Origin of the sequence: Actinocatenispora comari, from assembly GCF_017312725.1 — a bacterium.
In the GTDB taxonomy this organism is placed as follows: domain Bacteria; phylum Actinomycetota; class Actinomycetes; order Mycobacteriales; family Micromonosporaceae; genus Actinocatenispora; species Actinocatenispora comari.
In genome coordinates, this window is sequence record NZ_BOPO01000045.1 from 1 (window position 1) to 26,543 (window position 26,543).

The 26,543-nt window shown below is 72.5% G+C and carries 25 protein-coding genes; 13 read left to right on the forward strand and 12 right to left on the reverse strand.

What is annotated here, in order from left to right; genetic code table 11:
* The 3 genes from NUM_RS13280 to NUM_RS13290 form a co-directional block, all read right to left on the reverse strand.
* A partial coding sequence (locus NUM_RS13280; protein ID WP_207123995.1) for a helix-turn-helix domain-containing protein occupies positions 1-353 on the reverse strand: 353 nt, incomplete at its 3' end.
* Positions 354-475: 122 nt separating this feature from the next.
* Positions 476-1,270 carry an ABC transporter permease gene (locus tag NUM_RS13285; protein WP_207125136.1) on the reverse strand — a complete coding sequence of 265 codons (795 nt, stop codon included), beginning with the start codon at positions 1,268-1,270 and terminating at the stop codon, positions 476-478.
* Positions 1,267-2,133: an ATP-binding cassette domain-containing protein gene (locus NUM_RS13290; protein WP_207125137.1), complete on the reverse strand. Its 867-nt coding sequence runs from the start codon at positions 2,131-2,133 to the stop codon at positions 1,267-1,269. Before NUM_RS13290 ends, NUM_RS13285 begins: the two co-directional genes overlap by 4 nt.
* A 128-nt stretch (positions 2,134-2,261) precedes the next feature.
* Between NUM_RS13290 and NUM_RS13295 the strand changes: the two genes are divergently transcribed.
* The gene (locus NUM_RS13295; RefSeq protein ID WP_207125138.1) at positions 2,262-3,230 is read left to right on the forward strand and encodes a TetR/AcrR family transcriptional regulator; all 969 of its coding nucleotides are present in this window, start codon (positions 2,262-2,264) and stop codon (positions 3,228-3,230) included.
* Positions 3,231-3,437: 207 nt separating this feature from the next.
* Here NUM_RS13295 and NUM_RS13300 read toward each other — a convergent pair whose 3' ends face one another.
* Genes NUM_RS13300 through NUM_RS13310 form a run of 3 tightly spaced genes read right to left on the reverse strand, consistent with a single transcriptional unit; the run spans position 3,438 to position 7,882 of the window.
* The gene (locus NUM_RS13300) at positions 3,438-4,421 is read right to left on the reverse strand and encodes a DUF2804 domain-containing protein (RefSeq protein ID WP_207125139.1); all 984 of its coding nucleotides are present in this window, start codon (positions 4,419-4,421) and stop codon (positions 3,438-3,440) included.
* Between the two features lie 15 nt (positions 4,422-4,436).
* A complete protein-coding gene (locus tag NUM_RS13305) occupies positions 4,437-6,242 on the reverse strand; it encodes an ABC transporter ATP-binding protein (protein ID WP_207125140.1) in 1,806 nt (601 codons plus the stop codon).
* On the reverse strand, positions 6,239-7,882 hold the full coding sequence (locus NUM_RS13310) for an ABC transporter transmembrane domain-containing protein (RefSeq protein WP_207125141.1): 1,644 nt from the start codon (positions 7,880-7,882) through the stop codon (positions 6,239-6,241). The genes NUM_RS13305 and NUM_RS13310 overlap by 4 nt, the downstream gene beginning before the upstream one ends.
* A gap of 392 nt (positions 7,883-8,274) precedes the next feature.
* On the opposite strand from NUM_RS13310, the gene NUM_RS13315 reads away from it, so the two are divergent.
* From NUM_RS13315 to NUM_RS13330, 4 genes are all read left to right on the forward strand, one after another.
* Positions 8,275-9,336 (forward strand): iron chelate uptake ABC transporter family permease subunit, encoded by a 1,062-nt coding sequence (locus NUM_RS13315; protein ID WP_207125142.1) that lies wholly within the window; start codon positions 8,275-8,277, stop codon positions 9,334-9,336.
* Between the two features lie 68 nt (positions 9,337-9,404).
* Complete coding sequence (locus NUM_RS13320) at positions 9,405-10,421, forward strand: FecCD family ABC transporter permease (protein ID WP_207125240.1); 1,017 nt, start codon at positions 9,405-9,407, stop codon at positions 10,419-10,421.
* A 26-nt stretch (positions 10,422-10,447) separates the two neighbouring features.
* Positions 10,448-11,419 (forward strand): ABC transporter ATP-binding protein, encoded by a 972-nt coding sequence (locus NUM_RS13325; protein WP_207125241.1) that lies wholly within the window; start codon positions 10,448-10,450, stop codon positions 11,417-11,419.
* Between the two features lie 35 nt (positions 11,420-11,454).
* Positions 11,455-12,495 (forward strand): iron-siderophore ABC transporter substrate-binding protein, encoded by a 1,041-nt coding sequence (locus tag NUM_RS13330; protein ID WP_207125143.1) that lies wholly within the window; start codon positions 11,455-11,457, stop codon positions 12,493-12,495.
* Positions 12,496-12,592: 97 nt separating this feature from the next.
* Here the strand turns inward: NUM_RS13330 and folK are convergent, their stop codons facing one another.
* Positions 12,593-13,111, reverse strand: coding sequence for a 2-amino-4-hydroxy-6-hydroxymethyldihydropteridine diphosphokinase (folK, locus tag NUM_RS13335; RefSeq protein WP_207125144.1), 519 nt, complete (start codon positions 13,109-13,111; stop codon positions 12,593-12,595).
* Positions 13,112-13,238: 127 nt separating this feature from the next.
* Here folK and NUM_RS13340 point away from each other — a divergent pair, with 127 nt between their 5' ends.
* Positions 13,239-15,302, forward strand: coding sequence for a glycogen debranching N-terminal domain-containing protein (locus NUM_RS13340; RefSeq protein ID WP_207125145.1), 2,064 nt, complete (start codon positions 13,239-13,241; stop codon positions 15,300-15,302).
* Positions 15,303-15,481: 179 nt separating this feature from the next.
* Entirely contained in the window at positions 15,482-16,408 is a 927-nt protein-coding gene (locus NUM_RS13345; RefSeq protein ID WP_225918546.1) for a zinc-binding dehydrogenase, read from the forward strand.
* Positions 16,409-16,541: 133 nt separating this feature from the next.
* On the opposite strand, the gene NUM_RS13350 is transcribed toward NUM_RS13345, so the two are convergent.
* Positions 16,542-17,357 (reverse strand): class I SAM-dependent methyltransferase, encoded by an 816-nt coding sequence (locus NUM_RS13350; protein ID WP_207125147.1) that lies wholly within the window; start codon positions 17,355-17,357, stop codon positions 16,542-16,544.
* Positions 17,358-17,574: 217 nt separating this feature from the next.
* Between NUM_RS13350 and NUM_RS13355 the strand changes: the two genes are divergently transcribed.
* From NUM_RS13355 to NUM_RS13375, 5 genes are all read left to right on the forward strand, one after another.
* Positions 17,575-17,976, forward strand: coding sequence for a hypothetical protein (locus NUM_RS13355; protein WP_207125148.1), 402 nt, complete (start codon positions 17,575-17,577; stop codon positions 17,974-17,976).
* Positions 17,977-18,704: 728 nt separating this feature from the next.
* Positions 18,705-21,224, forward strand: a complete 2,520-nt coding sequence (locus NUM_RS13360) for a sensor histidine kinase (protein ID WP_207125149.1) — start codon at positions 18,705-18,707, stop codon at positions 21,222-21,224.
* Between the two features lie 32 nt (positions 21,225-21,256).
* Entirely contained in the window at positions 21,257-21,685 is a 429-nt protein-coding gene (locus NUM_RS13365) for a roadblock/LC7 domain-containing protein (RefSeq protein WP_207125150.1), read from the forward strand.
* Between the two features lie 4 nt (positions 21,686-21,689).
* Positions 21,690-22,064 (forward strand): DUF742 domain-containing protein, encoded by a 375-nt coding sequence (locus NUM_RS13370; protein WP_207125151.1) that lies wholly within the window; start codon positions 21,690-21,692, stop codon positions 22,062-22,064.
* Between the two features lie 45 nt (positions 22,065-22,109).
* Complete coding sequence (locus NUM_RS13375; protein ID WP_207125242.1) at positions 22,110-22,658, forward strand: GTP-binding protein; 549 nt, start codon at positions 22,110-22,112, stop codon at positions 22,656-22,658.
* Positions 22,659-22,667: 9 nt separating this feature from the next.
* Here NUM_RS13375 and NUM_RS13380 read toward each other — a convergent pair whose 3' ends face one another.
* From NUM_RS13380 to NUM_RS13390, 3 genes are read right to left on the reverse strand one after another with little or no spacing between them, the layout of a single operon-like run.
* A complete protein-coding gene (locus NUM_RS13380) occupies positions 22,668-23,483 on the reverse strand; it encodes a hypothetical protein (protein ID WP_207125152.1) in 816 nt (271 codons plus the stop codon).
* Positions 23,480-24,139 (reverse strand): hypothetical protein, encoded by a 660-nt coding sequence (locus NUM_RS13385; RefSeq protein ID WP_207125153.1) that lies wholly within the window; start codon positions 24,137-24,139, stop codon positions 23,480-23,482. Before NUM_RS13385 ends, NUM_RS13380 begins: the two co-directional genes overlap by 4 nt.
* A gap of 21 nt (positions 24,140-24,160) precedes the next feature.
* Positions 24,161-25,249 carry a hypothetical protein gene (locus NUM_RS13390; protein ID WP_207125154.1) on the reverse strand — a complete coding sequence of 363 codons (1,089 nt, stop codon included), beginning with the start codon at positions 25,247-25,249 and terminating at the stop codon, positions 24,161-24,163.
* 381 nt (positions 25,250-25,630) lie between these two features.
* Between NUM_RS13390 and NUM_RS13395 the strand changes: the two genes are divergently transcribed.
* The gene (locus NUM_RS13395; protein ID WP_207125155.1) at positions 25,631-25,876 is read left to right on the forward strand and encodes a hypothetical protein; all 246 of its coding nucleotides are present in this window, start codon (positions 25,631-25,633) and stop codon (positions 25,874-25,876) included.
* 55 nt (positions 25,877-25,931) lie between these two features.
* Here NUM_RS13395 and NUM_RS13400 read toward each other — a convergent pair whose 3' ends face one another.
* Positions 25,932-26,378 carry a hypothetical protein gene (locus tag NUM_RS13400; RefSeq protein ID WP_207125156.1) on the reverse strand — a complete coding sequence of 149 codons (447 nt, stop codon included), beginning with the start codon at positions 26,376-26,378 and terminating at the stop codon, positions 25,932-25,934.
* Between the last annotated feature and the right edge of the window lie 165 nt (positions 26,379-26,543).

Sequence of the window (26,543 nt, forward strand, 5' to 3'; positions counted from 1 at the left end):
CGGCGCGACAAGCCCAGCCGTCGTAGCCAGCGACCCACGGTCGTGATGCTGACGGTGATGCCTTCTGCCGCCAACTCGACCGTGATCAACCGCGCGGACAGCTTCCGGTGCCGGCGCAGGTCTTCGATGCGGTCCACGACCGCTTGGTCGAGTCGATGCGGGCTACGCCGTGGCCTGGAGCGCCGGTCGACCAGACCCGCCTCGCCTTCGGCCCGGTACCGGTTGACCCACTTCGACAGACACTGCCGTGACACGCCTGCCTCAGCGGCCACATGCGCGATCGGACGGGTGTGGCAGCGTCGGACCAGACGCAGCCTGCCGGCCGGGGTCAACGGGGCATTACGGTGGGACACGACGGGTCTCCTCGACGGCCAGGGCGTGTTGTCAGCGCTTCACATCCTGACCGCCAGGAGACCCGTCCCTGCTAGCGGCCCAACTACCTCCCCGGCGTCAACAACCTCACGAACCACAACAGCTAGCGGTCCCGGCTGCGCGGGAAGCGCCAGACGACGAGAACGGCGGCGACGGCGATGATGCCGCCGCACCACGCGAGCGCCGCCCATGGCGCCGTCTCGCCGCCCACCAGCAGGCCGCGGATGGTCTCGATGATCGGGTTGACCGGTTGGTACGTGGCGACCGGCTGCAGCCAGCCGGGCATGGTGTCGATCGGCGCGAACGCACTCGACACGTACGGCAGGAACAGCAGCCCGAACCCGTACGCGCCGGCCGCCTCCGGGCTGCCCGCGGCCAGGCCGACGAACGCGAACAGCGCGGTGACCGTGATGATCCACAGGGTCACGAGACCGAGCGCGCCGAGCCACTCCACCGGGGTGGCGTCCGGCCGGAAGCCGACGGCGACGGCCACCCCGATCACCACCGCGGTCGCGACCAGGTTGCGGATCATGCTGGCCACGGTGTGCCCGACCAGGACGGTGGCGGCGGGGATCGGCATCGAGCGGAATCGGCGCATCGCGCCGCGGGTGAGGTCCCGGTTGACCGAGACGGCGACCGACGACGCGCCGAAGCCGGCGGTGATCAGGATGACGCCGGGTACCACGTAGTCGATGTACCCGTCGCCGGAGATGGCGCCGCCGAAGACGAACGTGAACATCAGCATCAGCATGATCGGCAGAGCGACGGCCATCACCAGGCCCTCGCCGTCACGCAGGCTGTGCCGGATGCTGCGGCCGACGAAGATCGTGCTGGCCCGCAGCGGGCCGGTGCCGTACCGCACGGTCGGGGTGTGGGCGGGCTGGGTGAGGGTGCTCATGCGGAGATCTCCTCCCGGTGGGTCAGCGCGGCGAACGCGTCGTCGAGGGTCGGCGAGCGCAGCTCGACGTGCGCGCCCAGCTGGCCGGTGTCCAGGTCCGCGACGGCGCGGCGGAGCGAGTCGGCGGTGCCGTCGGTGTCGATGCTGCGCAGCTCGCGACCGTTCGCGTCGAGCAGCACCAGCCGCTGACCGCCGACCCGGGCGGTGAGTTCCGCCGCGGTCCCGTCGGCGATGATGCGGCCGCGGTCGAGCACCGCGATGCGGTCGGCGAGCGCCTCGGCCTCGTCCAGGGTCTGCGTGGTCAGGAAGATCGTGGTACCGGCCGCGGCCAGGCCACGGACGTCGTCCCAGACCTTGGCCCGGCTGGCCGGGTCGAGCCCGGTGGTCGGCTCGTCGAGGAACAGCACGCTCGGCTGCCGCAGCATGGAGGCCGCGAGGTCGAGCCGGCGGCGCATGCCACCGGAGTAGGTGGACACCGTGCGTCGTGCCGCCTGCCGCAGGCCGAACTGGTCGAGGAGGTGGTCGGCGCGGGCGGTCGCGGCACCGCCGAGGCCGAGCAGGCGGCCGAGCATCACGAGGTTCTCCCGGCCGGTGAGCAGCTCGTCCAGGGTGGTCTCCTGGCCGGTGACCGACAGCTCGCGCCGGGCCGCGGCGGGATCGGCGAGCACGTCGACGCCGGAGATCGTGACGGCGCCGGAGTCCGGCAGTACCAGCGTGGTGAGGATCGAGACCAGTGTGGTCTTGCCGGCGCCGTTGGGTCCCAGCAGCGCGAACACGCCGCCACCGACATCCAGGTCGAGTCCGTCGAGGACCGGCTCGCGGTAGGTCTTGCGCAGTTCTGCGACGTGGATGCTGCCGTGCATGGTGCTCCTTCCGTCGATGGTGGGCGACGCCGTGCGCGGCAGAAGCCGTATGCGTCGTACACAGTATGCGTCGAAAACAGTATGCGGTCAACACAGTGTGCATGGCATACAGTGTCGACGGAGGTCAGATGGCACACGATGAGGACGTCTCGCGCACCGTCTCGCTCGCCTGGGGGGTGGCGGCGGCCCCGCAGCGCGGGCCGAAGCGCGAGCTCAGCCACGAACGGATCGTCGAGGCGGCGATCGAGATCGCCGACGCCGAGGGGCTGTCGGCGGTCACGATGCAGCGGGTGGCCCAGTCGTTCGGCTTCACCACGATGGCGCTGTACCGCTACGTCGCCACCAAGAACGAGCTGTACACGCTGATGCTCGACGGGGCGGTCGGTGACACGGCGGTCCCGGTCGACACCGACGACTGGCGGACCGGCCTGGAACAGCTGGCCCGGTGGCTGCTCGACATCTACTGGGCACACCCGTGGCTGCTCGACATCCCGCCGACGGCGGAGTCGCTGCTGCTGCCCGGCCAGGTACGGGTCGTGGACGCCGGGCTGCGGGCAATGCGGACCCTGCCGATCACCGACGACGAGCGGCTGGGGCTGATGCAGCTGATCTCGACGTTCGTGCGCGGGCACGCCCGTACGGTGCACGAGGTCCGGCACGGCCCCGGGGTCTCGGCGGCGACCCGGGATCTCGCCCGGGAGGTCGTCACGATGGCGCGGTTCCCCGGCCTGGCGCCGCTGATCGAATCCGGTGCCTTCTTCGGCGATCCCGCCCAGCTGCCCGGGGACACCGACGGTGCCGACCCGGACAGCTTCGCGCTCGGGTTGAAGGTGCTCCTCGGCGGCATCGAGGCGGCGTTCGGCCAGCGCGCGACCCCACCCGATCCGGCGGGCTGCCCCGAACTGGACCCGCAACAGGCGCTGGAACGCGCCGAGCAGGAGTTGCAGCAGGCGATCGCCATCCGCAAGGCGACGCAGCGCCGGGCGACCGAACTGGCCAAGGCGGAGAACCGGGCCCGAGCCGCCCGCGACAAGGCCAAGCAGGAGGCGAAGACAGCCGCGAAGGCCGCCACGCAGGAGAAGCCCGCGCCGCGGTAGCAGCCCAGGACGCTCTGGAAGCCCGCGCCGCGGTGGCAGCCCGCGCCGATCGGGAAGCCCGCGCCGCGGTAGCAGCCCACGCCGATCGGGAAGGCCACGCCGCGGTAGCAGCCCCCAACCGTGCGGGGGAAGGCCGGCGTGCGCCAGCAGGTCGCTCCGTGGTGGCGGAGCGCTCGTCGGTGGCCGCCGGCGCCGTCCGGCGCGCGGTCACCAGCGCTGGTTGGCCTCCTCGGCCCAGCCGGTCAGGCCGGTCAGCTCGACCCGCTCGCCGTCGTCGGTGGCGGCCCAGCCGTCGAAGTGGCCGAAGCACTGGTGCGTGGACGAGGCGACCACGCCGAGGTTGGTGCGGGATGCCTTGACGTGGAAGGGAACGAACCGCACGTCGACCCGGTCGCCGTGGATGCGCCACGGCGCGCGCCAGTCGCCCTGGTCGTACTCCCAGGTCAGTTCGGCGCCGATCTTGTGCAGCCGGCCGTCGACGAACAGCGCGTTCTCGGTCGTGCCGGTGCCGACGGTCCACCGGCCGCCGAGTTGCAGGCCCCGGCCGGGCGCGCAACCGGCCGCCCAGTTCCACGAGATCCGGTACGGCCAGCGGCCCCGGCCGTGATCGAGCACCGCGAACGAGTCGGCCGCCTCGACGCGGTGTTCGGTGTCACCGAGCCGCAGCGTGCCGGACACCGGTCGGCCGAGATCCTTGACCGTGTACTGGAACCGGCGAGCGCTCCACGGCACCACCACGCCGAGCGACTCGTGCCCGGCCGGCAGCGGGACGGTCAGGTCCAACTCGACGCCGGGCAGCCGCGCGCCGATCGTCGACCCGGCCGGCCCCTGCTCGATCCGGATCGCCAGGGCGCCGGCCCGGCCGACGACCGTACCGGCGCCGCTGCGGTCCGGCAGCACGGTGCCGCGGGCGAACGGCACGACCGCCTGCCGGCCGTGCTCGACGCCGGTGTCCCGGTCGCGGACCCAGACCTCGTGCAGCGCCGCGTAGTCCAGCGACGAGACGGTCAGCCCGATCAGGTGCCGCGGCGTGACGACTCCCCAGTACTCCCAGCGCTTGGTGCGGCCCCAGCCGCGCAGGTTGGCCCGGTGCAGCGGGGTGCGGGTCCAGCCGACGGCGGCGGGGTCGAGCCGGCCCCGGCCGGTGCACAGCTCGACCGGTTCGGTGATCTCGCGCTCCCGGGTGCCCATCGCCCCACCGTACCGTCAGTCCACAGTGGACGTCGACGCCCCGGCGCGGGGCGGTGCCCCGCCGGCGCCGGCCGCCGCCGTGGCGGTGGTCCAGGTGCGCCAGAGCCGGGCGTAGCGGCCGTCGGCGGCGAGCAGCGCGTCGTGCGTACCGGACTCGACGATCCGGCCGGCGGCGAGCACCACGATGCGGTCCGCGGTCGCCGCCTGGGCCAGCCGGTGCGTCACCACGATCGCGGTGCGTCCGGTCAGTGCCGCGTCGGCGGCGGCCTCCAGCTCGCGGGCGGCGGCCGAGCCCGCCTCGGCGCTCGCCTCGTCCAGGATCGCCACCGGCGGGTCGCGCAGGATCAGCCGGGCCAGCGCGATCTGCTGCTCCTGCGCGGCGGTGAGCCGGTGCCCACCGGTTCCCACCCGGGTGTCCAGACCGCCCGGCAGCGCGGTGACCCAGCCAGTGGCGCCGACCCGGGCCAGCGCCGCGGTGAGTGTCTCGTCGGTGGCCTCGGGCGCGGCGAGCCGCAGGTCGTCGCGCAGCGTACCGGCGAACACGTGGGTCTCCTGGGACAGCAGCAGAACGCTGGCCCGGACCGTGTCGTCGGACAGCTCGGCCAGCGGTACGCCGCCGATCTCGACCACGCCCGCGTCGGGCTCGTGCAGCCCGGCCGCGACCCGGGCCAGCGTGGTCTTGCCGGCCCCGCTGGTACCGATCAGGGCGACGCGTTCGCCGGCCGCGACGGCCAGGTCGATGCCGCCGAGCACCTCGTGCCCGGCCCGGTAGCTGGCGTGCACGCCCCGCACGGTCACCGCGGCGCCGGTCGGCCGGCCGGTGTCGGCCCGGTCGGTACGCGGTGCGTGCAGCACCCCGACCAGGCGGGTCAGGCTCGCGCCCGCCTGCTGCACCGTGTCGGCGAGCGCCAGCACGGTGTTGATCGGATCGAACAGCCGGGAGAAGTACAGCGCCGCCGCGGCCGCCGCGCCGATCGTCACGGCATGGCTGCCGACCAGCACGAAGCCGACCGCGAGGATCGCGGCCAGGCCGACGAACTCGGCCACGTTGAGCCGCCCGAAGAACCTGGTGAGTACCCGCGTCGCGGCGAGCTGCTGGCGCACCGCGACCCGCGAGGCGTCGAGGACAGCGGTGCGCTGGGCGCCGGTGAGCCCGAACGCGCGGACCGTCGCCGCCCCGCCGCTCGCCTCCAGCAGCTGGCTGCCGCGGGCGCCCTCGCTGCGCCGGTTCGCCGCGTAGATCGGCGACGAGGTCTTCAGGTACCAGCGCAGCGTGTGCGCCTGGATCGGCACCGCGAGCAGCGCCGCCACGCCGAACCGCCAGTCCAGTACGGCCAGCCCGGCGATGGTGAGCACGATGGTCAGCAGCGAGCTGACGAACACGCCGAGGGCGTCCTGCGCCGCCTCGGACACGTGCTCGATGTCGCCGGTGACCCGGGCGATCAGGTCACCGGTACCGGCCCGCTCGACGGTGCTGGTCGGCAGCCGCAGCGCCGTGTCGACCACCTCCTCGCGCAGCTGCGCCAGCGCCGGTTCGGTGGTCCGGGCGACGAGCACGCCGCCGGAGTGGGTGAGTACCGCCTGCGCCGCCGCGGCGCCGACCAGGGTGACCAGCGCGACGGTGACCATGGTCGGCGGTCGCTCGCCGGTGATCGCGTCGACCAGCCACCCGATCGCCAGCGGTACGGCGAGGCCGGTCACCGAGGCGAACAGCAGCGCCGCGGCCGCGCCGGCCAGCACCCGCCGCCGGGTGCCGAGCAGCCGGCGCAACGCGCGCAGCGTCTGCCGCCCGCTCGCCACCGGCAGCAGCTCGGGCGTCACGGCGCCACCGCCTCCGGCCGCGCCGCGGCGAGTGGAACCGTGCGGTCGCAGGCGGCGAGCAGCACCGGGCTGGTGGTGAACACGAGCGTGGTACGGCCGCGGCGCAGCTCGGCGAGGCCCCGCGCGATGGCCGCTTCGGTGACGGAGTCGACCGCACTGGTCGGGTCGCGCAGCACCAGCACCGGGGCCTCGGTGGCGAGGGCCCGGGCCAGCGCCACCCGCTGCCGCTGCCCGCCGGACAGCGCGTACCCGCGCTCGCCGACCTCGGTGTCCGCCCCGTCCGGCAGCGCGTCGAGCACCTCGTCGACGGTGCTGGCGGTCATCGCGGCGGCGACCGCCTCCGGCCCGGCCGCGGCGGCGGCCACGTTGGCGGCGACCGTACCGGCGAACAGCGTCGGCTCGTCCGACACCACCAGGGTCGCCGCCCGCCGGGCCGGATCGAGGGTGGCGAGGTCGACGCCGTCCAGCAGGATCCGGCCGGCCGCCGGCTCGGCCTGCCGGGACAGGCAGGCCAGTACCGCGTGGATGTCGGCCGGCCGGTCGGTGACCACGCCGGTCAGGCGGCCCGCCGGTACCGTCAGGTCGAGACCGGCGAGCGGGCCGGTGCACAGGCCCTCGATGCGCAGCTCGCCGGCGCCGGCGGGGTCCGGCGTGCCGGTGCCGACGGTGACGGCGGGCGGCGCGGCCAGTACCGCGGCGATCCGCTTGGCGGAGGCGAGCGCGCGGGCTCGGGCCACGCTGAGCGAGGTGAGCCCGGTCAGCGGCCCGATCAGGAACTGGGCCAGGCCCAGCGCCGAGATCACGCTGCCGACGCTGATCGTTCCGGCCAGCGCGAGCCGCCCGCCGACCAGCGCGATCGCCGCCAGGTAGCAGCCGTTGAACAGTGCGGCGAGCCCGCGCACCGACGCCGAGGTGCGCGCGGCGGCGATCGACGCGTCCCGCGACCGGGCGCTGTCGCGGCGGTACCCGTCGCTCGCGGCACCGGCCGCCCCGATGCCGCGCAGTACTCGCAGCCCGGTGACCAGGTCGGTGGCGAGCGCGGCGGTGCGCGCCGCGGCCTGCTGTTCGGCCCCGCTGCGGGTCTCGAACCGGCGGGACACCCGGTGCGTGACGGCGAGCAGGATCGGCGCTCCGGCCAGTACCAGCAGGCCGAGTGGCCAGGAGATCCGCAGCACCACGACGGCGGCGAACGCCACCGCGCAGGCGGCGGAGAAGCCGCCGGCGACGGTACCGAGGAAGCGGCCGACCCGGTCGGCGTCGGAGGAGGCGATGCTGACCAGCTCGCCGGGGTGCCAGCGGTCGGTGACCCCGCCGGCCGGATCCAGGATCCGGTCGGTGAGCCGCAGCCGGAGCCGGTGCCCGCCGTGCTGCGCGGCGCGGATGGCGGCCCGCGCGCCGAACCGGTACGTCAGGGACAGCAGCACGAACGCCGCGGCCAGTACGACCAGCCAGCGCAGGATGTCGCCGGTGCTGCCGCCGTCGACGGCGTGGTCGACGACCAGCCCGATGGTGACCGGGACGAGTGCCTCGCCGACCTCGTGCGCGGCGAACAGCAGCGCCGCGGCGGCGAGTGCCGCACGGTGCCGGGCCAGCGTCGCGGTGAGCAGGCGACCGCCCGTACCGGGGTCGGGGGATGGCATGAGGGTACCCTAAGTTCGAGCTCGCCGGATCGTCCAGGTGATGTGGCGAGCGCCCTTCGGTCCCCGGGTTCGGCCGCCGGCCGGATCGTTCCGGCCAGGTCGGCCGCCAACGGTCGCCGCGGCGGTTCGGCGGCGCGCGAGGGCATCGGCGCGCGGTGTCGGGTCGGTCGGCTCACACCGGCGTACCCCCGCTTGGCAACTTCAGCAGGTTAGCCTAACCTAATCGACGGCGACGCGGGAGGGAACGCGCCGCCGCGTCGTGCGCCGGTACGGGTCGGGCACCCCACGGCCGCCGGCGCCCGGGACGGCACAGGGGGTCGGATGGCGGGCACGGTCGTGCCGGTGCGCGCCCCGTACCGGGCCGTAATCGAGCGTCTCGCGGGAGGTCCTCGATGACCACCAGCGCACCGACCCGCCCCACGCCGAGCCGGGGGAGCGGCACGCCCGGCCTCGCCCGTACCGGCGGCGGCCGCGGCGGCTGGTTCGCCCTGACGCTGCTGGTGCTTGCGGCGGTGGTGCTGCTGTCCGTCGCCATCGGGGCGAAGAACATCGCCCCGCACACCGTGCTGGACACGCTGTTCGGGCACCGCGGCTCCGACGACGACCTGATCGTGCTGGACGTACGGCTGCCGCGGACGGTGCTCGGGCTGCTGGTCGGCGCCGCGCTCGGGGTCGCCGGCGCGCTGATCCAGGCGATGACCCGCAACCCGCTGGCCGATCCGGGCATCCTCGGCGTCAACGCCGGCGCCTCGTTCTTCGTCGTGCTCGCCGTCGGCGCGTTCGGCCTGACGAGCATCTGGTCCTACATCTGGTTCGCGTTCCTCGGCGCGGTGCTCGCCACGGTCGCGGTGTACCTGGTCGGCTCCGCAGGCCGTGGCGGCGGCAGTCCGGTCCGGCTCACCCTGGCCGGGGTGGCGCTGTCCGCGGTCCTGACCGGCATCGGCTCCGGCATCACGCTGCTCGATCCGGCCGCGTTCGACCAGCTGCGGTACTGGAAGGCGGGCTCGCTGGCCGGCCGCGGCTACGACATCGTGCTGGCGGTGCTGCCGTTCCTGCTCGCCGGGCTGGCCGTCGCGGTCGCGATCTCGCGTTCACTCAACGCGGTGGCGCTGGGCGACGAGCTCGCCGCCGGGCTCGGCGTGCGTACCACCAGGATCCGGCTGTTCGGGGTGGTCGCGGTGACGCTGCTGTGCGGCGCGGCGACCGCCGCGGTCGGGCCCGTCGCGTTCGTCGGGCTGATGGTGCCGCACGTCGCCCGCTGGCTGATCGGGCCGGACCAGCGCTGGATCATCGCGTTCAGCGCGGTCCTCGCGCCGGTCCTGCTGCTGGTCTCCGACGTGCTCGGCCGGCTGGTGGCCCGGCCCGGCGAGTTGCAGGTCGGCATCGTCACCGCGGTGGTCGGCGCGCCGGTGCTGATCTACCTGGTACGCCGCAGGCAGGCGAGCGGCCTGTGAGCCTCGGTACGCAGCACAGCGACGGGCCGGCCGCGCCGAGCCGGGTCGACTTCGGCCGCCGGGTACGCATCCTGCGCCGCCGCCGCGGGTCGGTGTCGCTGCGCATCGACCTGCGTACCGCCGGAGTCTGCCTGGCGCTGACCGGGCTCGGCGTGCTGGTGGCGCTGATCGCGTTGGGGCTGGGCGACTTCCGGGTCTCGGTACCCGACGTGGTGCGGGCCCTGTTCGGCGCCTCGGACCGGGCCGTCGGGATGGTCGTGGTCGACTGGCGGCTGCCCCGCGTGCTGCTCGCCCTGCTGCTCGGTGCCGCGCTCGGCCTCAGCGGCGGGATCTTCCAGTCGCTGACCCGCAACCCGCTCGGCAGCCCGGACATCGTCGGCTTCAACACCGGGGCGTACACCGGTGCGCTGCTGGTGATCGTCTTCGTCGGCGGCGACCACTACCTGACCGCCGGTGGCGCGCTGGTCGGCGGCATCGTGACCGCGGCGGCGGTGTACCTGCTGGCGTTCCGGCGCGGCGTGCAGGGGTTCCGGCTGATCATCGTCGGCATCGCCGTCGCCGCCATGCTCGGCTCGGTCAACACCTGGCTGCTGCTGCGTGCCGACCTGCAGACCGCGATGTCGGCCGCGGTGTGGGGCGCCGGTTCGCTCAACGGGCTCGGTTGGGGCAGCGTCACCCCGGTGGCGGTCCTGCTCGCCGTACTGCTGCCGTGCGTCGCCGTGCTCGGCCCGAAACTGAAGTACCTGGAGCTGGGCGACGACACCGCCCGCGCGCTCGGGCTGCGGGCCGAACCGTTGCGGTTGGGCCTGATCGTGGTCGGCGTCGCGCTGACCGCGGTGGCCACCGCGGCGGCCGGGCCGATCTCGTTCGTCGCGCTGGCCGCACCGCAGGTCGCCCGCCGGCTCACCCGTACGCCGGGCGTCGGGTTGCTGCCCGCGGCACTGCTCGGCGCGGTACTGCTGCTGGTGTCCGACCAGCTCGCGCAGCACGCGCTGCCGGCCGACCTGCCGGTCGGCGTGGTCACCGTGTCGATCGGCGGCGCATATCTGATCTGGCTACTGGTCAAGGAGGCGCGCAGGCAGTGACGACCGAACATGCAGGCCCGCGGGCGCTGCCGGCCGACCGCGAGCGCGCGCCGGCGCGGCTGCACGCCGACGGGGTACGGCTCGGCTACGACGACGCCGTGGTCGCCGACGACCTGTCGGTGGCGATCCCGGACGGCGAGTTCACCGTCATCATCGGCCCGAACGCGTGCGGCAAGTCGACCCTGCTGCGCGCGCTGGCCCGGCTGCTCAAGCCGCGGACCGGCGGCGTCTACCTGGACGGCAAGCTGATCGAGCGGTACCCGGCGAAGCAGGTCGCCCGCCGTCTCGGCCTGCTGCCGCAGACCTCGGTGGCGCCGGACGGCATCACCGTGGCCGACCTGGTCGCCCGCGGCCGGCACCCGCACCAGAAGCTGCTGCGCCAGTGGTCGTCCACCGACGAGGCGGCGGTGGCCGCCGCGATGGCGGCGACCGGCGTCACGGAGCTGTCCGCCCGCCGGGTCGACACGCTGTCCGGCGGTCAGCGGCAACGGGTCTGGGTGGCGATGGTGCTCGCGCAGCAGACCGAACTGCTGCTGCTCGACGAGCCGACCACCTACCTGGATCTGACCCACCAGCTGGAGATCCTGGAGCTGTGCCGGGACCTGCACCGCGAGCACGGCCGCACCCTGGTCGCGGTGCTGCACGACATCAACCACGCCTGCCGGTACGCCACCCACCTGGTCGCGATGCGCGACGGCCGGATCGTCGCCGCCGGACGGCCGGAGGCGATCGTCACCGCGGAGCTGATCGAGGAGGTGTTCGGGCTGCGCAGCCTGGTCGTTCCGGACCCGGTGTGCGGCGCGCCGATGGCCGTGCCGTACACCCGATCCACGCCGGGCCCGCCCGCCGCGCCGGTCACTTCTCGACCGGACTCGGCCAGCTCGCCCACATCGGATTCACCCCGGCCGTCCACATCGGACTCACCCCGCCCGTCCACATCGGACTCACCTCGGCCGGCCGCGTCCGACGCCCCCTCGACAGTCCACATCGGACACTGATCGCTCGTTGCTCGCACAACTCGGAGACTGACACCATGCATCTTGCCAAGCGCCTCACCACCGTCGTCGCGGCGGCCGGGCTGTTGTTCGGCGTCGCTGCCTGCTCGACCGGGCCGTCCGGCGGCACCGACCAGGGCAGTACGGCCAAGGCGGACGCCGGGGCCTACCCGGTGACGATCGACTCGGCGCTGGGAGCGGTGACGCTGAAGAAGCAGCCCAAGCGGGTCGTCACGATCGGCTGGGGCAGCCAGGACGCGGCGCTCGCCCTCGGAGTGGTACCGGTCGGGATGCAGGACATGAGCACCGACGCCGGCGTGGCGGGCGGCATCCTGCCGTGGGACGAGCCGAAACTGCACGGCGCCGAGCCGACGCTGTTGAAGGTCAGCACCGACTCGATCCCGTACGAGAAGATCCTGGCGCTGAAGCCGGACGTGATCCTCGCCGTCTACTCCGGCATCACCAGCCAGCAGTACCGGAAGCTGTCGGAGATCGCACCGACCGTCGGGTACCCGGACAAGCCGTGGATCACTTCCTGGCAGGACCAGCTGTCGATCGTGGGCAAGGCGCTGGGCCGCTCGACGCAGGCGAAGAAGCTGACCGCGCAGACGAACGCGACGATCGCCGCGGCGGCAAAGAAGCACCCGGAGTTCCGGGGGAAGACGGCGGCGTTCGGCTCCGGCACCGAGGCCGGGAACTTCAACTTCTACTACGACACCGACGCCCGGGTGCAGCTGCTCAGGCAGCTCGGCTTCGACCTGTCGCCGTCGGTCAGCAAGCTCGGCGTCGGCGACTCGACCGCCTCGTTCGCCAAGGCGGTCAGCCTGGAGAAGATGCCGCAGATCGACACCGACGTGCTGGTCTCCTGGTACCTGGACGCCTCGACCCGGTCCGGCATCGAGAAGAGCCCGCTGTTCCGGCGCAACCCGGCCGTCGCCCGCGGTGGCTACGTGCCGATCACCGACCCGGTCTTCGTGTACGCGACGAGCGCGGTCGACGTGCTCTCGCTGCCCTGGATGCTGGACCGCTACCTCCCGCTGCTGAGCAAGGCGGCCACCGGCAGGAGCACCGCGAAGTAACGCGGCCGCCACGCGCCGGCAAGCGGTCGCCACGAGGCGCGGGTGTCACGGGACGGCGCGGCCCGCGCCCACGCAACGGTGCGCGGGTGCTGCGCGGTCAGAGCGGGCCGATGCGGGTCACTCCCGGTACGTCGGCCGCGACCGGTTCGGTGCGCAGCAGCGCGGTGATCGGGCCGTGGCCGGGTAGCTCCGCGGTCGGCTCGATCTCGGCCCAGGGCACCAGGACGAAGGCCCGCAGGTGCGCCCGCGGGTGCGGCAGCGTCAGTACCGGGTCGTCCTGCCGCACCGGTTCTGGCCCGCCGGGCCCGTCGCGCCACACCGCGATCACGTCGACGTCGAGGGTGCGCGGCCCGTACCGCCGGGCGGGGTCACGGACCCGGCCGCCCGCGGCCTCCAGCTCGTGTGCCAGCGCGAGCCACCCGTCGGCGTCGACGGCGTCGTCGGCGACCACCGCAACCGCGTTGAGGTAGGGCGGCTGGTCCGGATCGCCCCACGGCGGCGTCTGGTATCCGCCGGACACCGCGACCAGCCGGTCACCCAGCCCGCGCAGCGCCGCCCGCAGCGTCGCCTCCCGGTCGCCGAGGTTCGCCCCCAACGCCAGCACCGCTCGACTCACCGGACCACCCCCGGGGCCAGTCTGCCGTACCCGCGGCAGCGACGTCGATCGGCGTCGGCTGCCGATACGCTGGGCGCAACGAGGGGCCCCGGCCGGACGGCGCGGTGAGCCAGCGAGGGGGAGCACGGTGCGGCCACAGCCATTCCTGCACGAGTTGGTGACGGTACTGGCGGCGCCCACGGTGGCGCTGTCCGGCGCGGACGGCCAGCTGCGTCCCGGCGGTACCCAGGGGGTGCTGAGCGCCGACCGGCGCATCCTCACCGAGCTGACCGTCACGCTGGACGGCGTCGAGCCGACCCCGCTCGGGTACCGGCTGGGCGCGGCCGAGGCGGCCACCTTCACCGGCGTCGCCCGGCAGCTCGGTGACGCCGGCGCGGACCCGACCGTCCTGGTGGTCCGGGACCGCACCGCGACCCCGGACGGCCTGACCGAACGCATCACGGTACGCAGCCGGGCGCACGCACCGGTGCACACCAGGCTGGCGCTGCGGGTCGGCGCCGATCTCGCCGGGCTGCCGGCGATCAAGCTCGGTGAGCCGGTGCCGCCGGTACCGCCGCGGCGCGACACCGACGCGGTGCTGCGCTTCGCGGCGCCGGGGTCGGCGGACGGCGCGGTGCTGCGGGTCGACGTGCTGCCGGACGAGGTGCTGCTCGACGATGCCGGCGCGCAGCTGTCCTGGCCGCTGGATCTCGACCCCGGTGCACAGTGGACGGTGCTGGTGCGGGCCCGCGGCGAAGGCCGGCGCGGGCCGTTCCGGGCGGCGCCGACGCTGCCCTGGTCGACGCCGCGGATCCGGTCCGCCGCACCGGACCTGGACCGGACGATCGAGCGCGGGGTGGCGGACCTGGCCGGCCTGGCGATGGCCGACGACGAGCAGCCCGACGAGGTGTTCCTGGCCGCCGGCTCGCCGTGGTTCTTCACCCTGTTCGGCCGCGACTCGCTGTGGGCGGCCCGGATGCTGCTGCCGCTGGGCACCGGGCTCGCCGCCGGTACGCTGCGGATCCTGGCCCGCAACCAGGGCCGCCGGGACGATCCGGCCACCGGCGAGGCGCCCGGGAAGATCATCCACGAGGTCCGCGACGAGTCCGGCGGCGTCGGCCTGCCGCCGCGGTACTACGGCACCGTCGACGCCACCGCGCTGTGGGTGGTGACGCTGCACGAGGCGTGGCGGTGGGGGATGCCGGCCGCCGAGGTGCGCGAGCTGCTGCCGGCGCTGCGTGCGGCCCTGGGCTGGCTGTCCGGGCCGGCCGACGCGGACGGTGACGGCTTCGCCGAGTACGTCGACGCGAGCGGCTCCGGGCTGGTCAACCAGGGCTGGAAGGACTCGCCGGACGCGGTCCAGTTCGCCGACGGCACGCTCGCCGCGCCGCCGATCGCGCTGTGCGAGGCGCAGGCGTACGACCACCAGGCGGCGCGGGCCGGCGCGGCGCTGTTGACCGCGCTCGGCTCCGACGCGGACGCCGACACGGCGGCGGCGCTGACCGGGTTCGCCGACCGGCTGCGCGAGCGGTTCCGCACCGCGTACTGGGTGTCCGACGCGCACGGCCGGTTCCCCGCGCTGGCTCTGGACGGGACGAAGCGGCCGGTGCCGGTGGCGAGCTCCAACCTGGGCCACCTGCTCGGTACCGACCTGCTGGACGCCGACGAGGCGGCCGCGGTGGCGCACCGGCTCGGCGCCGCAGACCTCGCCGACGCGTACGGGCTGCGTACCCTCTCGGCCGAGGTGGCCGGGGCCAACCCGCTCGGGTACCACACCGGGTCGGTGTGGCCGCACGACACCGCGATCGCGATCGCCGGCCTGGCCGCCGAGGGGCACGGTGCGCTCGCCGCCCGGCTCGCCGGCGGGCTGCTCGCCGCCGCACCCGCGTTCGGGTACCGGTTGCCGGAGCTGTTCGCCGGCACCGGCCGGGACGAACCGGTACTCGCCTACCCGGCGTCCTGCCGGCCGCAGGCGTGGGCGGCGGCGGCCCCGGTGGCGTTGCTCGCGGCGGCACTCGGACTGCGCCCCGACGTACCGAACGGGACGCTCACCGTGGCGCCGGACCCGGCGTTCGCCGACTGGTTCCCGCTGACCGTGTCCGGGCTGCGGCTCGCCGGTGCGCCGCTGTCGATCGAGGTCGCCGCCGACGGTACGGCCGCGGTCGAGGTGGCCGCCCCCGACATCACCGTCACCAGCGGCGCCACCCGGTAGCCGGCGGAGCCAGCCCCCGGCGCGGTACACGGCCGAGCGGGGCCCTTCGCGGGCGGGCATGCCGTCGCCGGCTCGGCGCCGACCGCCGACGTCGCCTCGGCCGCCGTGGTCGCCCGCGAGCGCGCTAGCTTTTGTCGGGGCGGAACGCTCCGCCGAGGAGGGGGGATCCGGTGCGGGCGGTGGTGCAACGGCAGTGGGGCGGCCCGGAGGTGTTGCGGATCGAGCAGGTGCCCGACCCGGTGCCCGGGCCGGGGCAGGTGTCGATCGCTGCGCAGGCCTGTCCGATCACGTTCGTGGAGACGCAGATCCGCGCCGGTGGCGGCCCACCCGCCGCGCGCACGCTGCCGTACCGGCCGGGCAACGGCACCGCTGGTGTGGTGCGCGCGGTCGGCCCGGACATGCCGGCCGAGCTGGTCGGTCGGCGGGTGGTCGCGGTGACCGGCGGCGGCGGTTACGCCGAACAGGCGGTGGTGGCGGCCGACGAACTGATCGACGTGCCCGATGCGGTCACGCTCGACGATGCCGCCGCGTTGCTCGCCGACGGCCGTACCGCGATCGCGCTCGCGGCCGCCGCCCGCATCACCGCCGGTGACCGGGTGTTGGTGCTCGCCGCCGGCGGTGGGCTGGGCAGCCTGCTGGTGCAACTCGCGCGGTCCGCCGGCGCCGAGGTCGTCGGCGCCGCCGGGAGCGCGGCGAAGCGTGCACTCGCCGCGCGGGTCGGTGCCGCGACCGTCGTCGACTACACCTCCGACGGCTGGGCCGACCGGCTCGGTGCGGTCGACGTGGTGTTCGACGGCGTTGGCGGTCCGGTCGGCGCGGCCGCGTTTCCGCTGGCTCGTGCCGGTGCGCGCTACGTCGTGCACGGTGCGGCGAGCGGCGCGATGACCGTGCCCCCGGCCGACACCGGCGTCGAGGTGGTGCCGTTGTCCGCGGTCTCGTTCGGTCCCGGTGGCGCGAGGGCCCGGTCGGCCGAGGCGCTGGAGCTCGCCGCCGCCGGTCGGTTGCGGCCGACGATCGGGCAACGCTTCGCCCTCGACGAGGCCGCCGCCGCACACGCCGCGATCGAGTCCCGGCGCTCCCTCGGCAAGACGCTCCTCGTCCCCTGATTCCGGTCCGCCCTGGACCGACGCGTCGATGGCCCGCACGAGCCCGCGGCGGGTCTCCAGCGGTTCGCCTCGGGTCACGGCGAGTCCGTGATCGACGCCTGGGTGCGCCGACCTCGCTCGCCGAGCTGGTGCGTCAGAACCGGAACCGCACGATCCGGGTGGAGCGTTTCATGCCCGGTACCAGGTTCAGGAGGCGGTACATTCGGCGAGTCCGCGCCGGAGCCTTGGCCAGCAGCACCGGCGCGTCGTACATCGGCGCCTCGTCGACGTACCGGAGCCGCGGATGCCAGTCGGCCAGCGTGGCGGGGTCGTTGAAGCCGCAGCGGAACCGGGTGCCGTACCGGCGCAGCGTGGGGTCCCACTTCGAGGTGCGCCACGCCCAGACCGGCACCGTGTCGAGCTGTATCTGACCGGTGGGGAAGGCATCGACGACGCTGGTCAGCAGCCGGCGCAGGTCGGGCTCGGTCAGGTAGGGAACGAGCCCCTCGGCGATCACCAGTACCGGCCGGCCGCGGGGGAGTCGCTCCAGCCAGGTCAGGTCGGTGACGCTGGAACCGATCAGGGTGTGGTGCTCGCGTGGCGGCAGGCACTGCCGTCGCAGCTCGATGACCGCGGGGTAGTCCAGGTCGTACCAGTCGACGGTGGCCGGCGGGTCGGTCCGGTACACCCGGGCGTCGAGGCCGCAGCCCAGGTGCAGCACCGCCGCGTCCGGATGGTCGGCGAGGAAGCTGCGGGCCCAGTCGTCGTGGGCCTTGGCCCGCACCACCGCGACCAGGCCGAGCTGGCTGGTGCCGAACGCGCGGTTGTCGTAGTCGGGGTCGAGGCGGCGCATCGCCTGCTCCGCGTGGTCGTCGCCGAGGATCGGGTCCGGCAGCCGGTTGTCCAGCGTCTTGGCCCTGAGCACGGGGCTGAGGGTCTTCTGCACTCCGACGAGTTCACCGTCGTTCATGACTGCGAGGGTACACAGAGTTCATAACTTTGTGAAACTTGTGAAGTGTCGACTGCTGCACGCCGGGCCCCGGCGAGAGCAGAGTCCGCCTCGCCGGCTGCGAAGTTCACTGGTACTTCAACATTCAGCCACGGTCGAAGGTTGTCGCACCGTCGGCCGGCGAGCTGATCTGCTCTGGATCGTCTGGCTGGCAAGCACTCTGGAGCAGGAGAGCAGCATGAAGCAGTCTCGAGGGCGTCTGGTTCACCGCATCATCACCCTGGCCGCGGCCGCCGTGGCCGGTCTCGCGCTCTTGGCGGCCGGCCCGTCGGCCGCGTCCGCCGGTACGAGCCGGCAGGTCGGTCCGGCCATGTGGTACGACTGCGGGAGTCCCTACCCGTGGACGAAGACCTTCACCGCCGACGGAGTTCGGATCCGTACCCGTCCCGCCACCGGCACCGTGGTGGGCCTGGCCTACCAGGGCGACCGGTTCACCATCACCGATGACGCGACCGTCAACGGAGACATGTACTGCTACGGCACCGATCTGCGCACCGGGGTACGAGGATGGGTTCCGTTGATCTACTTCGGCACCGGCACCTGCATCAACTGCGTGGCACCGGCAGGTAGGTCCGAATGACCCAGGCCGACGGCCCGGTGCCGTCGGCTGCGGAAACCCGGGCGACGTGCGGACGCCCGCCGTCCGATGCGCTCCGACGCGATGGCGACCGTGGACCGTCCGAACCTGCACCGAGGACCATCGCGACGCCCGGTGGCGTGGAGTACCCCGCCCCGCGGGACGAGCAGCCGGCGGGTCCGGTCAGCGATGTTCGTCATCTGAATCGCGCCTTCGCCCGGACCGTGCGTGGTCCGTGAAGCGGCTCGTCCCCTCATCGGGGGTGAGGTTGAACACGTGGAGGCGGTCGGCCCGGCGCCCTGGGTGCGGGCTGATCAGCGCGGCTGGAGCCGGTGTGAGCCGCATCGCCTGCACGGAGCCCGGCCCCGGTCGTGTCGGCCGGGTTTGTCGGGTTACGCACGCGGAGCATCGGTGTTTTACTGCCCGGTTCGGCAGGTCGCGGTGTCGGCGCCGCGACGCTGCCCGACGTGCGTGGGAGGCGCGTCTGCCGTGCGGTTGGCGCGATTTCGGACAGGGTAGAGTGCGGGGCCGTGCATGGCATAAGTCGCCATAGTCCCGTCAACACCGTCATTGGGGCTGTCCTGCCTCGTTGAGGTTGGCTGAGACCTCGACGGCGACCATCGGCGCGGCTCGATGGTCTGGTACGACGTGGCGGCACAGTGTGTGGACGGGAACGGCGCCGGTGCGGGGGCACGCGCTTGCAATATGTCAACCGTTGTTGATGGAGCGCAATGACTAGTCAGCAGACCCATCAGCGCCAGGCGGGTCGGGACCGCCGACCCCGGCGCCAACGATCGATTCGGCAAGGTGTTGTTCGTGTCGCGCTGGTTCCCAGCGTCGCGCTGATCGCGTTGTGGCTGGCCGGCGCCTCGTATCTGGGGTACACCGGCATCTACGCACGTCAGGTCGCGTCGAGCGTGCGGCAGGTGTCGATCCCGGCGGTCAACGGCCTCGCGTCCCTGCAGAAGGAACGTCAGCTGAGCATGGCGGAGCTGGCCAAGTCGGTGGCGACGCCGGCGGGTACGCGGGAGCTGAACGCTCAGCGCGGCACCAGTGACGAGGGCCTGGCCTCGATGCAGAGCGCCGCGAAGGCGGCGTTGGGCAGTGCCCCGGCATCGATCAAGGACCAGATGGCGACGGTCACGGGCTACCTCGGCGAGCTGCCGACGATCCGCTCGCAGGTCGATGCGAGAACCATCAGCCCGCAGAAGGTCTACGCGTTCTACAACAAGATCCTCGACGCGTCCATTCAACTGTTCAACACCCAGGCGCGCATCATCCCCGACTCGACCGCGTCGCAGGGTGGTTTCGCGGCCACGGACCTGTTCCGGGTGTCCGACCTGATGTCGCGAGCGGGATCCCAGGCCGCTGGTGCCTTCGCGGCGAAGAACTTCAGTACGAGCGGCTACCTGACCTACGTCCAGCTCGTGGGCGCGTATCACTCGCAGCTGAGCAACGTCGAGGCGAACCTGCTGCCCGATGTTCGTGCCGGGGTTCGGCGCATGATGCGCAGCGACGAGTGGTCTCGGCTCACCGCCGCGGAGAACGCGATCCTGGCCGACGGCGCCTGGCATCGCGGCGTACCGGCCGGGCTTCCGGTGGATGCCGCCGGATGGGGCAAGCTGACCGACCAGGTCTCCGACGATCTGATCGGGCTGGCCAAGTCGCAGGCGGACGAGGTTTCCGCGCAGGGGTTGTCCACCGGTAACCAGAACCTCGGCTGGGCGATCGGCGGCAGTGTCGCCGCCGCCGCGGTGGTGGCCCTGGCGATCCTGTGGGCCCTGCGCCGGTCCAGCGTGCTGGTCGGCCGGACGCTGATCCCTCGTATCCGCCAGCTCGGTGAGGACGCCAACCTCATCGTGCGAACCCGTTTCCCGCAGATCCGGGAACGGCTGGCGGCGGGTGAACGGGTCGATGTGCGGGAGGAGCTCGGCCAGATCAACTCCGCCGGTGACGACGACGCCGAGCAGGGCCAGGACGAGATCGACAACGTACGAAAGACGCTCAACGACGCCGTCGTGCTTGCCGCCGACGCCGTGGTCAGTGAGGGCCAGGCACGTGCCGGCGTGCTGCGCGTGTTCCTTGGCATCGCGTACCGCAACCAGCGTCCACTGCAGCAGGCCAGCCGCGCACTCGACACCGAGGAGCGTGCCGAGGAGGACCCGGCCCGGCTGGAGAAGTGGTTCCGGGTTCACCACCGGGTCAACCAGGTTCGAGGCGTCAACGAGAGCCTGATCATCCTCGGCGGCGGCAAGCCGGGGCGGAAGTTCCAGTCGCCCATTCCGTTGCTGCAGGTGATGCAGGCCGCCAAGGCGCAGGCCGAGGACTACGACCGGGTCAAGCTGGAGACCGCCCCCGAGGTCCGGGTCCGTGGCGACGCGGTGAACGGTACGGTCCACCTGCTCACCCAGCTTCTCAACAACGCGATCGGGTTCTCCAGCTCCGAGTCCGACGTGCGGGTGCGCGGTGTGTATGTGGACCGGGGTATCGCCATCGAGGTCGAGGACCGCGGCATCGGGATGGCGCCAGAGGATCTCGACCGGGCCAACGCCATGCTCAAGCAGGCGCCGGAGTTCAACATCAACGCGTTGGGCGACGGATCCCAGCTCGGCTTCTGGGTCGTCGCGCAGCTGGCCAAGCAGCTCGGGATCACGGTCACGCTGACGACGTCTCCCTACGGTGGCGTGCTGGCGGTCGTCCTGATTCCCAAGGCACAGCTGGACAACGCGGCAGAGCGCAGCGGTGACATCTCCCGCATGGCCGGCAGCATCGACGTGCCGCGCGACGTCGAACAGACGATGCAGATGCCGGCCTTCGTCGGCGCCCCACCCGCGCCGCGCCGGCCCGATCCGGCTTCCAGCGCAGCGCGTACCAACGGCGCCGCGCACCGCCTCGACAACGGTCAGGCGCACCGTCCCGCGCCGACCGCTCGGCCGGTCAGCCCGGCCCCGCGCATCCCCCCGACGGTAGGCCCCGCCTCGTCGAGCCCCCGGGCCGTCGGCGAGGAGCCCCCGGCCCGCGTGACCGCGATCAGGCAGCAGCCGCCGACCCCCGACCACGCTGCGCGGCCCGAGCGGCCGCCGTTGCCGGAGCGTCAACCGCAGCAGCACATCGCGCCGCAGCTTCGCGAGGATCTGGAACACCCCGGCGCGCCGGAACAGGCGATCGACATGGGAGATCCGGAACTGATCCGCAACCGGTTGGCACGGTTCCAACGGGGCAGCAACGCTGGCCGCGCTGAGGACAACTGAACACATCCCTTGACAGGAAACGGCAAAGCATCATGAGTGAGACTCCCACCACCCCGATGAACGTCGACTGGGCGCTGGACGATCTGGTCGAAGGTCTCAATGCCCTGTGTGCCGTGGCCGTGTCGACCGACGGCATGCTGATCCAGCGGTCGCGGCGAATCAGCAGGGACAGCGCCGACTCGCTGGCGGCCCGTGCCTCTTCGCTGGCTAGTATTGCCCGCGGGATTTCCCGGCAGTTCGGTAGCGGCCCCATGCAGCAGACCATTGTGGAAATGAAGGATGCTTATCTGGTCATCACCGCGGCCGGTTCGAACGCGTGCCTGGCGGTACTCGCCGACGTCAACGCGGATCTCGGTCAGGTTGGTTATGAGATGAATCGTCTGGTGAAGCGTGTCGGGGCGCATCTCGGGTCGCAGCCTCGCGACACGACAGCCGCCTTGAATGGTGGCTTGGAAGGATAATCATATGGCCGGGAACGACGATGAATGGCTCGACGATGACGCCGGCGGGCTGGTCCCGCTTTACGCGGTTGCCGGCCGCCGCGCAACCGCCGAAATTTCCAGTGACTTGAATCTGGGCAGCATGGTGAGAGCGACGACGGCAGATCTCGATCCCACCTATTTCGAGCCTCATCAGGTCCAGATCCTCCGGCTGTGCCAACGGTGGCTGACGGTCGCGGAGATCTCCGCGATGAACAAGGTCCCGCTGACGATCACGAAGAGGCAGTTGGCTGATCTGATCGACCGCGGCGTGCTCGCCGTCAGCTCCGGGACCACGAGCTACGCCGGTCCCACCCGGGACAGACTCGTCCAGGTCCTTGACGGCCTGCGCGCCATGTGATGTGAGGAAGGAACGATCTTGGAGCCGCAGTCGGTCAAGATTGTGATTGCCGGGGGATTCGGTACCGGCAAGACCACGCTCGTTGGTTCGGTGAGCGAGATCCCGCCACTGACCACCGAGGAACTGTTGACTGAAGCCAGCAAACCGGTCGACGACCTGGCCGGTGTCGAGAGCAAGACGAACACGACCGTCGCACTGGACTTCGGCCGGCGAACCATCAACGACGAGGTCGTGCTCTACCTGTTCGGCACCCCGGGGCAGGACCGGTTCTGGTTCATGTGGGACGAGCTGGCCCTCGGGGCGCTGGGCGCGCTGGTGCTGGTCGACCCGCGTCCGGCGCGGCTGAACAGCAGTTTCGCCGCGGTCGACTACTTCGAGGCTCGTCGCATCCCGTACGTGGTCGGGGTGAACATGTTTCATGGCGTCTGCGCCTACGAGGATCACGAGATCCGCAGCGCGCTGAAGCTCGGTACCGAGGTGCCGTTCGTACGGCTCGATGCCCGGGACCGGGAATCGGTCCGCCGAGCGCTGATCCGGCTGACCGAGCATGCTCTGGCGCGGCTGCCGGTTCTCGGGGAGCCGGCAGCCAGGTGACGCCGTCCGTCAGCCCCGCAGCTGGTCGCGCCAGGCGCCGAACCCGCTGATCAGGTCGTCCGGCGCACCGGCGAGGCGCAGCCGTTCGACCCGATCGTCGATGTAGTGCCGGTACAGCGGTCGCAGCTCGGCCAGCAGCGGCAACGCTGCGTCGGGGTCGAGCGGCGCGCCCGCCCGTACCGACGCCGCGAGCCGCACCAGCGGCGCCGAGACCGGGTCGGGCTGCGCGAAGTACCAGTCGAGCGCGACGTCGTTGCCCGCCGGGGCGCCGTCTCCGGCCGTGGCATGCAGGAAGCGCACCGGGAACAGCACCGCCTTGGTGAACAGGACGGTGTCGGTCACCAGCCGCTGCGGGTGGTGGAACTCCGCCACGACCTCCGGTACCGCGAGAACGCTCAACGCGAACCGGCCACTGTCGACCAGCAGCTCGGTCCGGCCGGGACGCGCGACCGTCGCGCGTACGTCGACTCCGAGCAGCAGTTGCCCGTGGTCGGCCAGGTCGAGGCGGTCGAGCGCCGGGAACCGCCCGTCGTCCCGGCCGGCGCGCAGCGCGGGCAGCGACGCCCAGAAGGCCGACACCTTGCCGTACAGGCCGGCCCGCTCCCGCACCGCGGTGGCGCAGTCGTCGGCGCGCTGCCGGTCGCCCTCCCGCGCGTCCGCCAGCACGACACCGAGATCGATGTCGCTCGCCGCCGGCGCGTACCCGCCGTGGGCCAGGCTGCCCAGCAGGTACGCCGCGGTCAGCCGCTCGCCGAAGGCGTCCTGCCAGATCCGGGCGGCATCGAGAGCCACACCGCGGGCCCGATCCTGTGCCGGGTCGGTCATGCGGTGGCGGTGTCGCGTACGGCGCACTCGGCGATCCGGTCGGACACCAGCGTGATGATCTGCCAGCCACGGTCCATGATCGTGACCATCTCCTCGACGGACCAGTCCGATCGGCTGCGCAGCAGCCGGTAGCCCATCTCCAGGTGCTCGACGTCGTCCTCGTCGTGCTTGGTGAAGTACTCGTCGTGCGGGAAGGCCCGGACGCCGGCCTGGCTGAACACGAGGCTGCCCGCTTCCAGTACCAGATGGGCCAGCATCGCCCGCTGCATGCCGGGCAGGGTCCGGAACTGTTCGATGAACCAGGCCGCGCCCGCCTCGATGACCGGATCCCAGACGACCTGGTCGCCACCGCCCCGGCTGCGCTTCAGGATGTCGTTGTGGCCGACCTCCTCCTGCCAGTGCTCCATCGCCAGCGCAAGCAGTTCCGGATCCGGGTCGGTCTGAATCCGGGACGCCTCCGCCTGGACCCGCGCGGTGGTCATCCGCTGAAACGCGTTGGACCATGGCTGCAGCAGCGGCAGCGTCGCCTTCTTGGTCTCCTCGCTCACCGTGTCGTCGACGAGCAGCTGGCACAGGCGGGAAGCGCGGTACTGCTCCTGCCTCTGGTTGTTGTACGCGGCGACGCGATCCACGTCTGAGCGCTCAGGCTGGCCCACGGTGGTCTCCTTTTCGGTGGTTCAGGCTCGATGGGCAGTTGCCACCGGCACTGCGGATTGCTGTGCGAACGTGGGGAACCGGAAGTAGGTGGTCACATCGCCGCTCCGGCCGGCGCGATGGCTGACCAGCTCCAGCACCCCGCGGCCGCCGTCGGCCCGCCGTGGTGCGAACGCATCGGTCAGCGCCACGAACCGTTGTGGCGGCACACCTTCCGAGCCCAACAGCGCGGCCGTACGCTCGACCGACTCCTGCTCGCAGGTGGTCAGGCTCGGCATCCGCAGGTAGGTGGTTGCCTGGACGGCCTGCTGGTGCCCGGATCGAAACGCCAGGCAGGTCAGCGGGGCCGCGCCGGCGTGGTCGCGGCCGGCGGTCAACATCCGGTAGGCGGACAGCGCACGGCCCTCGTCGTGTTGCAGCGCAACCGAGGCGACGCGATTCAGTTCGGCAATGTCCACGTCCTGGTGACGGTAGTAGATCTTCACCCGCGCCACCGAGCTGTCACCGATGTCGAGCCCGACGAACTCGATCTCTCGCGAACCGTAGCGGGCGCCGTTCTCGATCCGGTGCCGCGCATGCGCCCAGGCACGTTCGAGGCCCATCAGCTGCATGGCCTGTTCGACGATGGCGTACCGTCGCGCGACCGGCCACCCGTACAGTCCGAAGTAGACCTTGTGCGCCGGCGGATCCGGTGCCCGCCAAGCCATCGAGTGCCACAGCGGCGCGGCCGGTGGCTGCCGGAACAGCGGGCTGATCGAGGTGAACATCGACGAGCCGGACCACAGGTTCCAGCGAGGGTCGCTGGCCCCGATGCGAGGCGGCACATCGGACAGGCAGTCGAACAACATCCGCAGCTCCGGGTGCGGCCCGGACCAGTTCGCCGACACCTCCGCCGGGAATCCGTCGTCGGCAACGTAGGACGTCTCGCGCGGTGCCGCCTCGATCCGGTCGTCAGCCCAGTCGGGCAACAGCCGCTGCAGCTCTCGCGTGGCATGATGCCGCTGCTCGGCAGCGGCGCCCAGCGTTTCACACGCTGTAGCCCAGATATCGGTGAGGTACTCGCCCAGAGTGCGGCCAGATACGGGCCGCTGCGTAAACGGCGACAGGCTCATCGACCGTCACAGCCTGTTCTGATGCGAAGTAATGGAGGGTTCCCCGAACGACATGAACACAACCGTGGGTTACTGCCCATTTCTGCCTCTGAACTCGATAGGCGATACAACGACCTGGTGATCCCCAAACGTCACGACGATCAATATAAGGAGCGGGACGTTGTTGCGGAATAGCTCAGGACGAGTTCCATCTCGGCATCACAAGGCGCTCATACATCGGGTGATTGTGTAGCCACGGTGGGTGGTGAAGGTGCTCGGTGCCGTGGCGGCAGCGGCGAGGCGCCGGCACCCGGACGGCACCCGCGCTCGTCGCCGCGGGTACGCCCAGACCACCCTGCGCGACCGCGAGGCTCGAACCCTCCGTCACGCAACTGGGAAACGGTGGTCGATCCGCCCGCGTACCTGCGGCGGTCGGTACTGAGCCGGCGCACCTCGTGGGTGCGTCGACGGCAACTCGAACGCCGTCATGCCCGCCTGCGGGCCACCGGTCTGGTACCGGAACTGCGGTTGACCTCGCCCGGGGAGCCCGACCGGGGGCCGCTGCCGACCTGGATCCGGCTGCTCCCGCTGGCGCCGGCACTCCTGGTGGCCGGCGTCCTGCTGGCCCTGCGCCGCCGCCGCAGTTGAACGACGTCCTCGCCGACCGCGCCACCATCCACCGGCCCGGTGCGGGTCGAGGCCCTCATCGGGTCAGCGAGTGGCTTCGGCGGAAGCGGGTCTTGCCCGGAGCGAAGCGCACGCCGTCCTCGTTGTGGAAGCCGACGAAGCCGCCGACGACGGCGCCGGCGGCGAGGCAGCCGCCGAACAAGGTCAGCGTGAAGCCGGTGTCGTCCTGCGAACCCGACCAGGTGAGCAGGGTGAGGAACAGCACCAGGGTCGCCAACACCGCCCCCAGCGCGGACGACAGCCAGGCCAGCCGGGCCCGTCGCGCGGCCCGCAGGCCGAAGACCCGCAGCTCGACCTCGTCACCGCACGTCTCGCAGCGGACCACGGCCGTGACGGTGTGGCGATCCTCGCGCGGCACCCGGATCCGAGTGATCGAGAAGAACTCCAGGTAACCGGTGACCTGGAGGCGGGCCCCGCGGACGTGCTTGAGGTGTACTCGTGGATAGCGTCCGACCAAAACCACGAGGCCCCCTGGGCTGGCGCGAGAACAGTGGCGCCATGCTCGCACTGCCGCGTCGATCTGGACAAGTACGACCGGCGGGCCGCTCGCGTCCTGGTCAGGCCGGCGATCGGCTGCTCGCCCCACCGCGCACGCGGGGACCGGGAGACCGCTCGGTGGTCGCCGCGG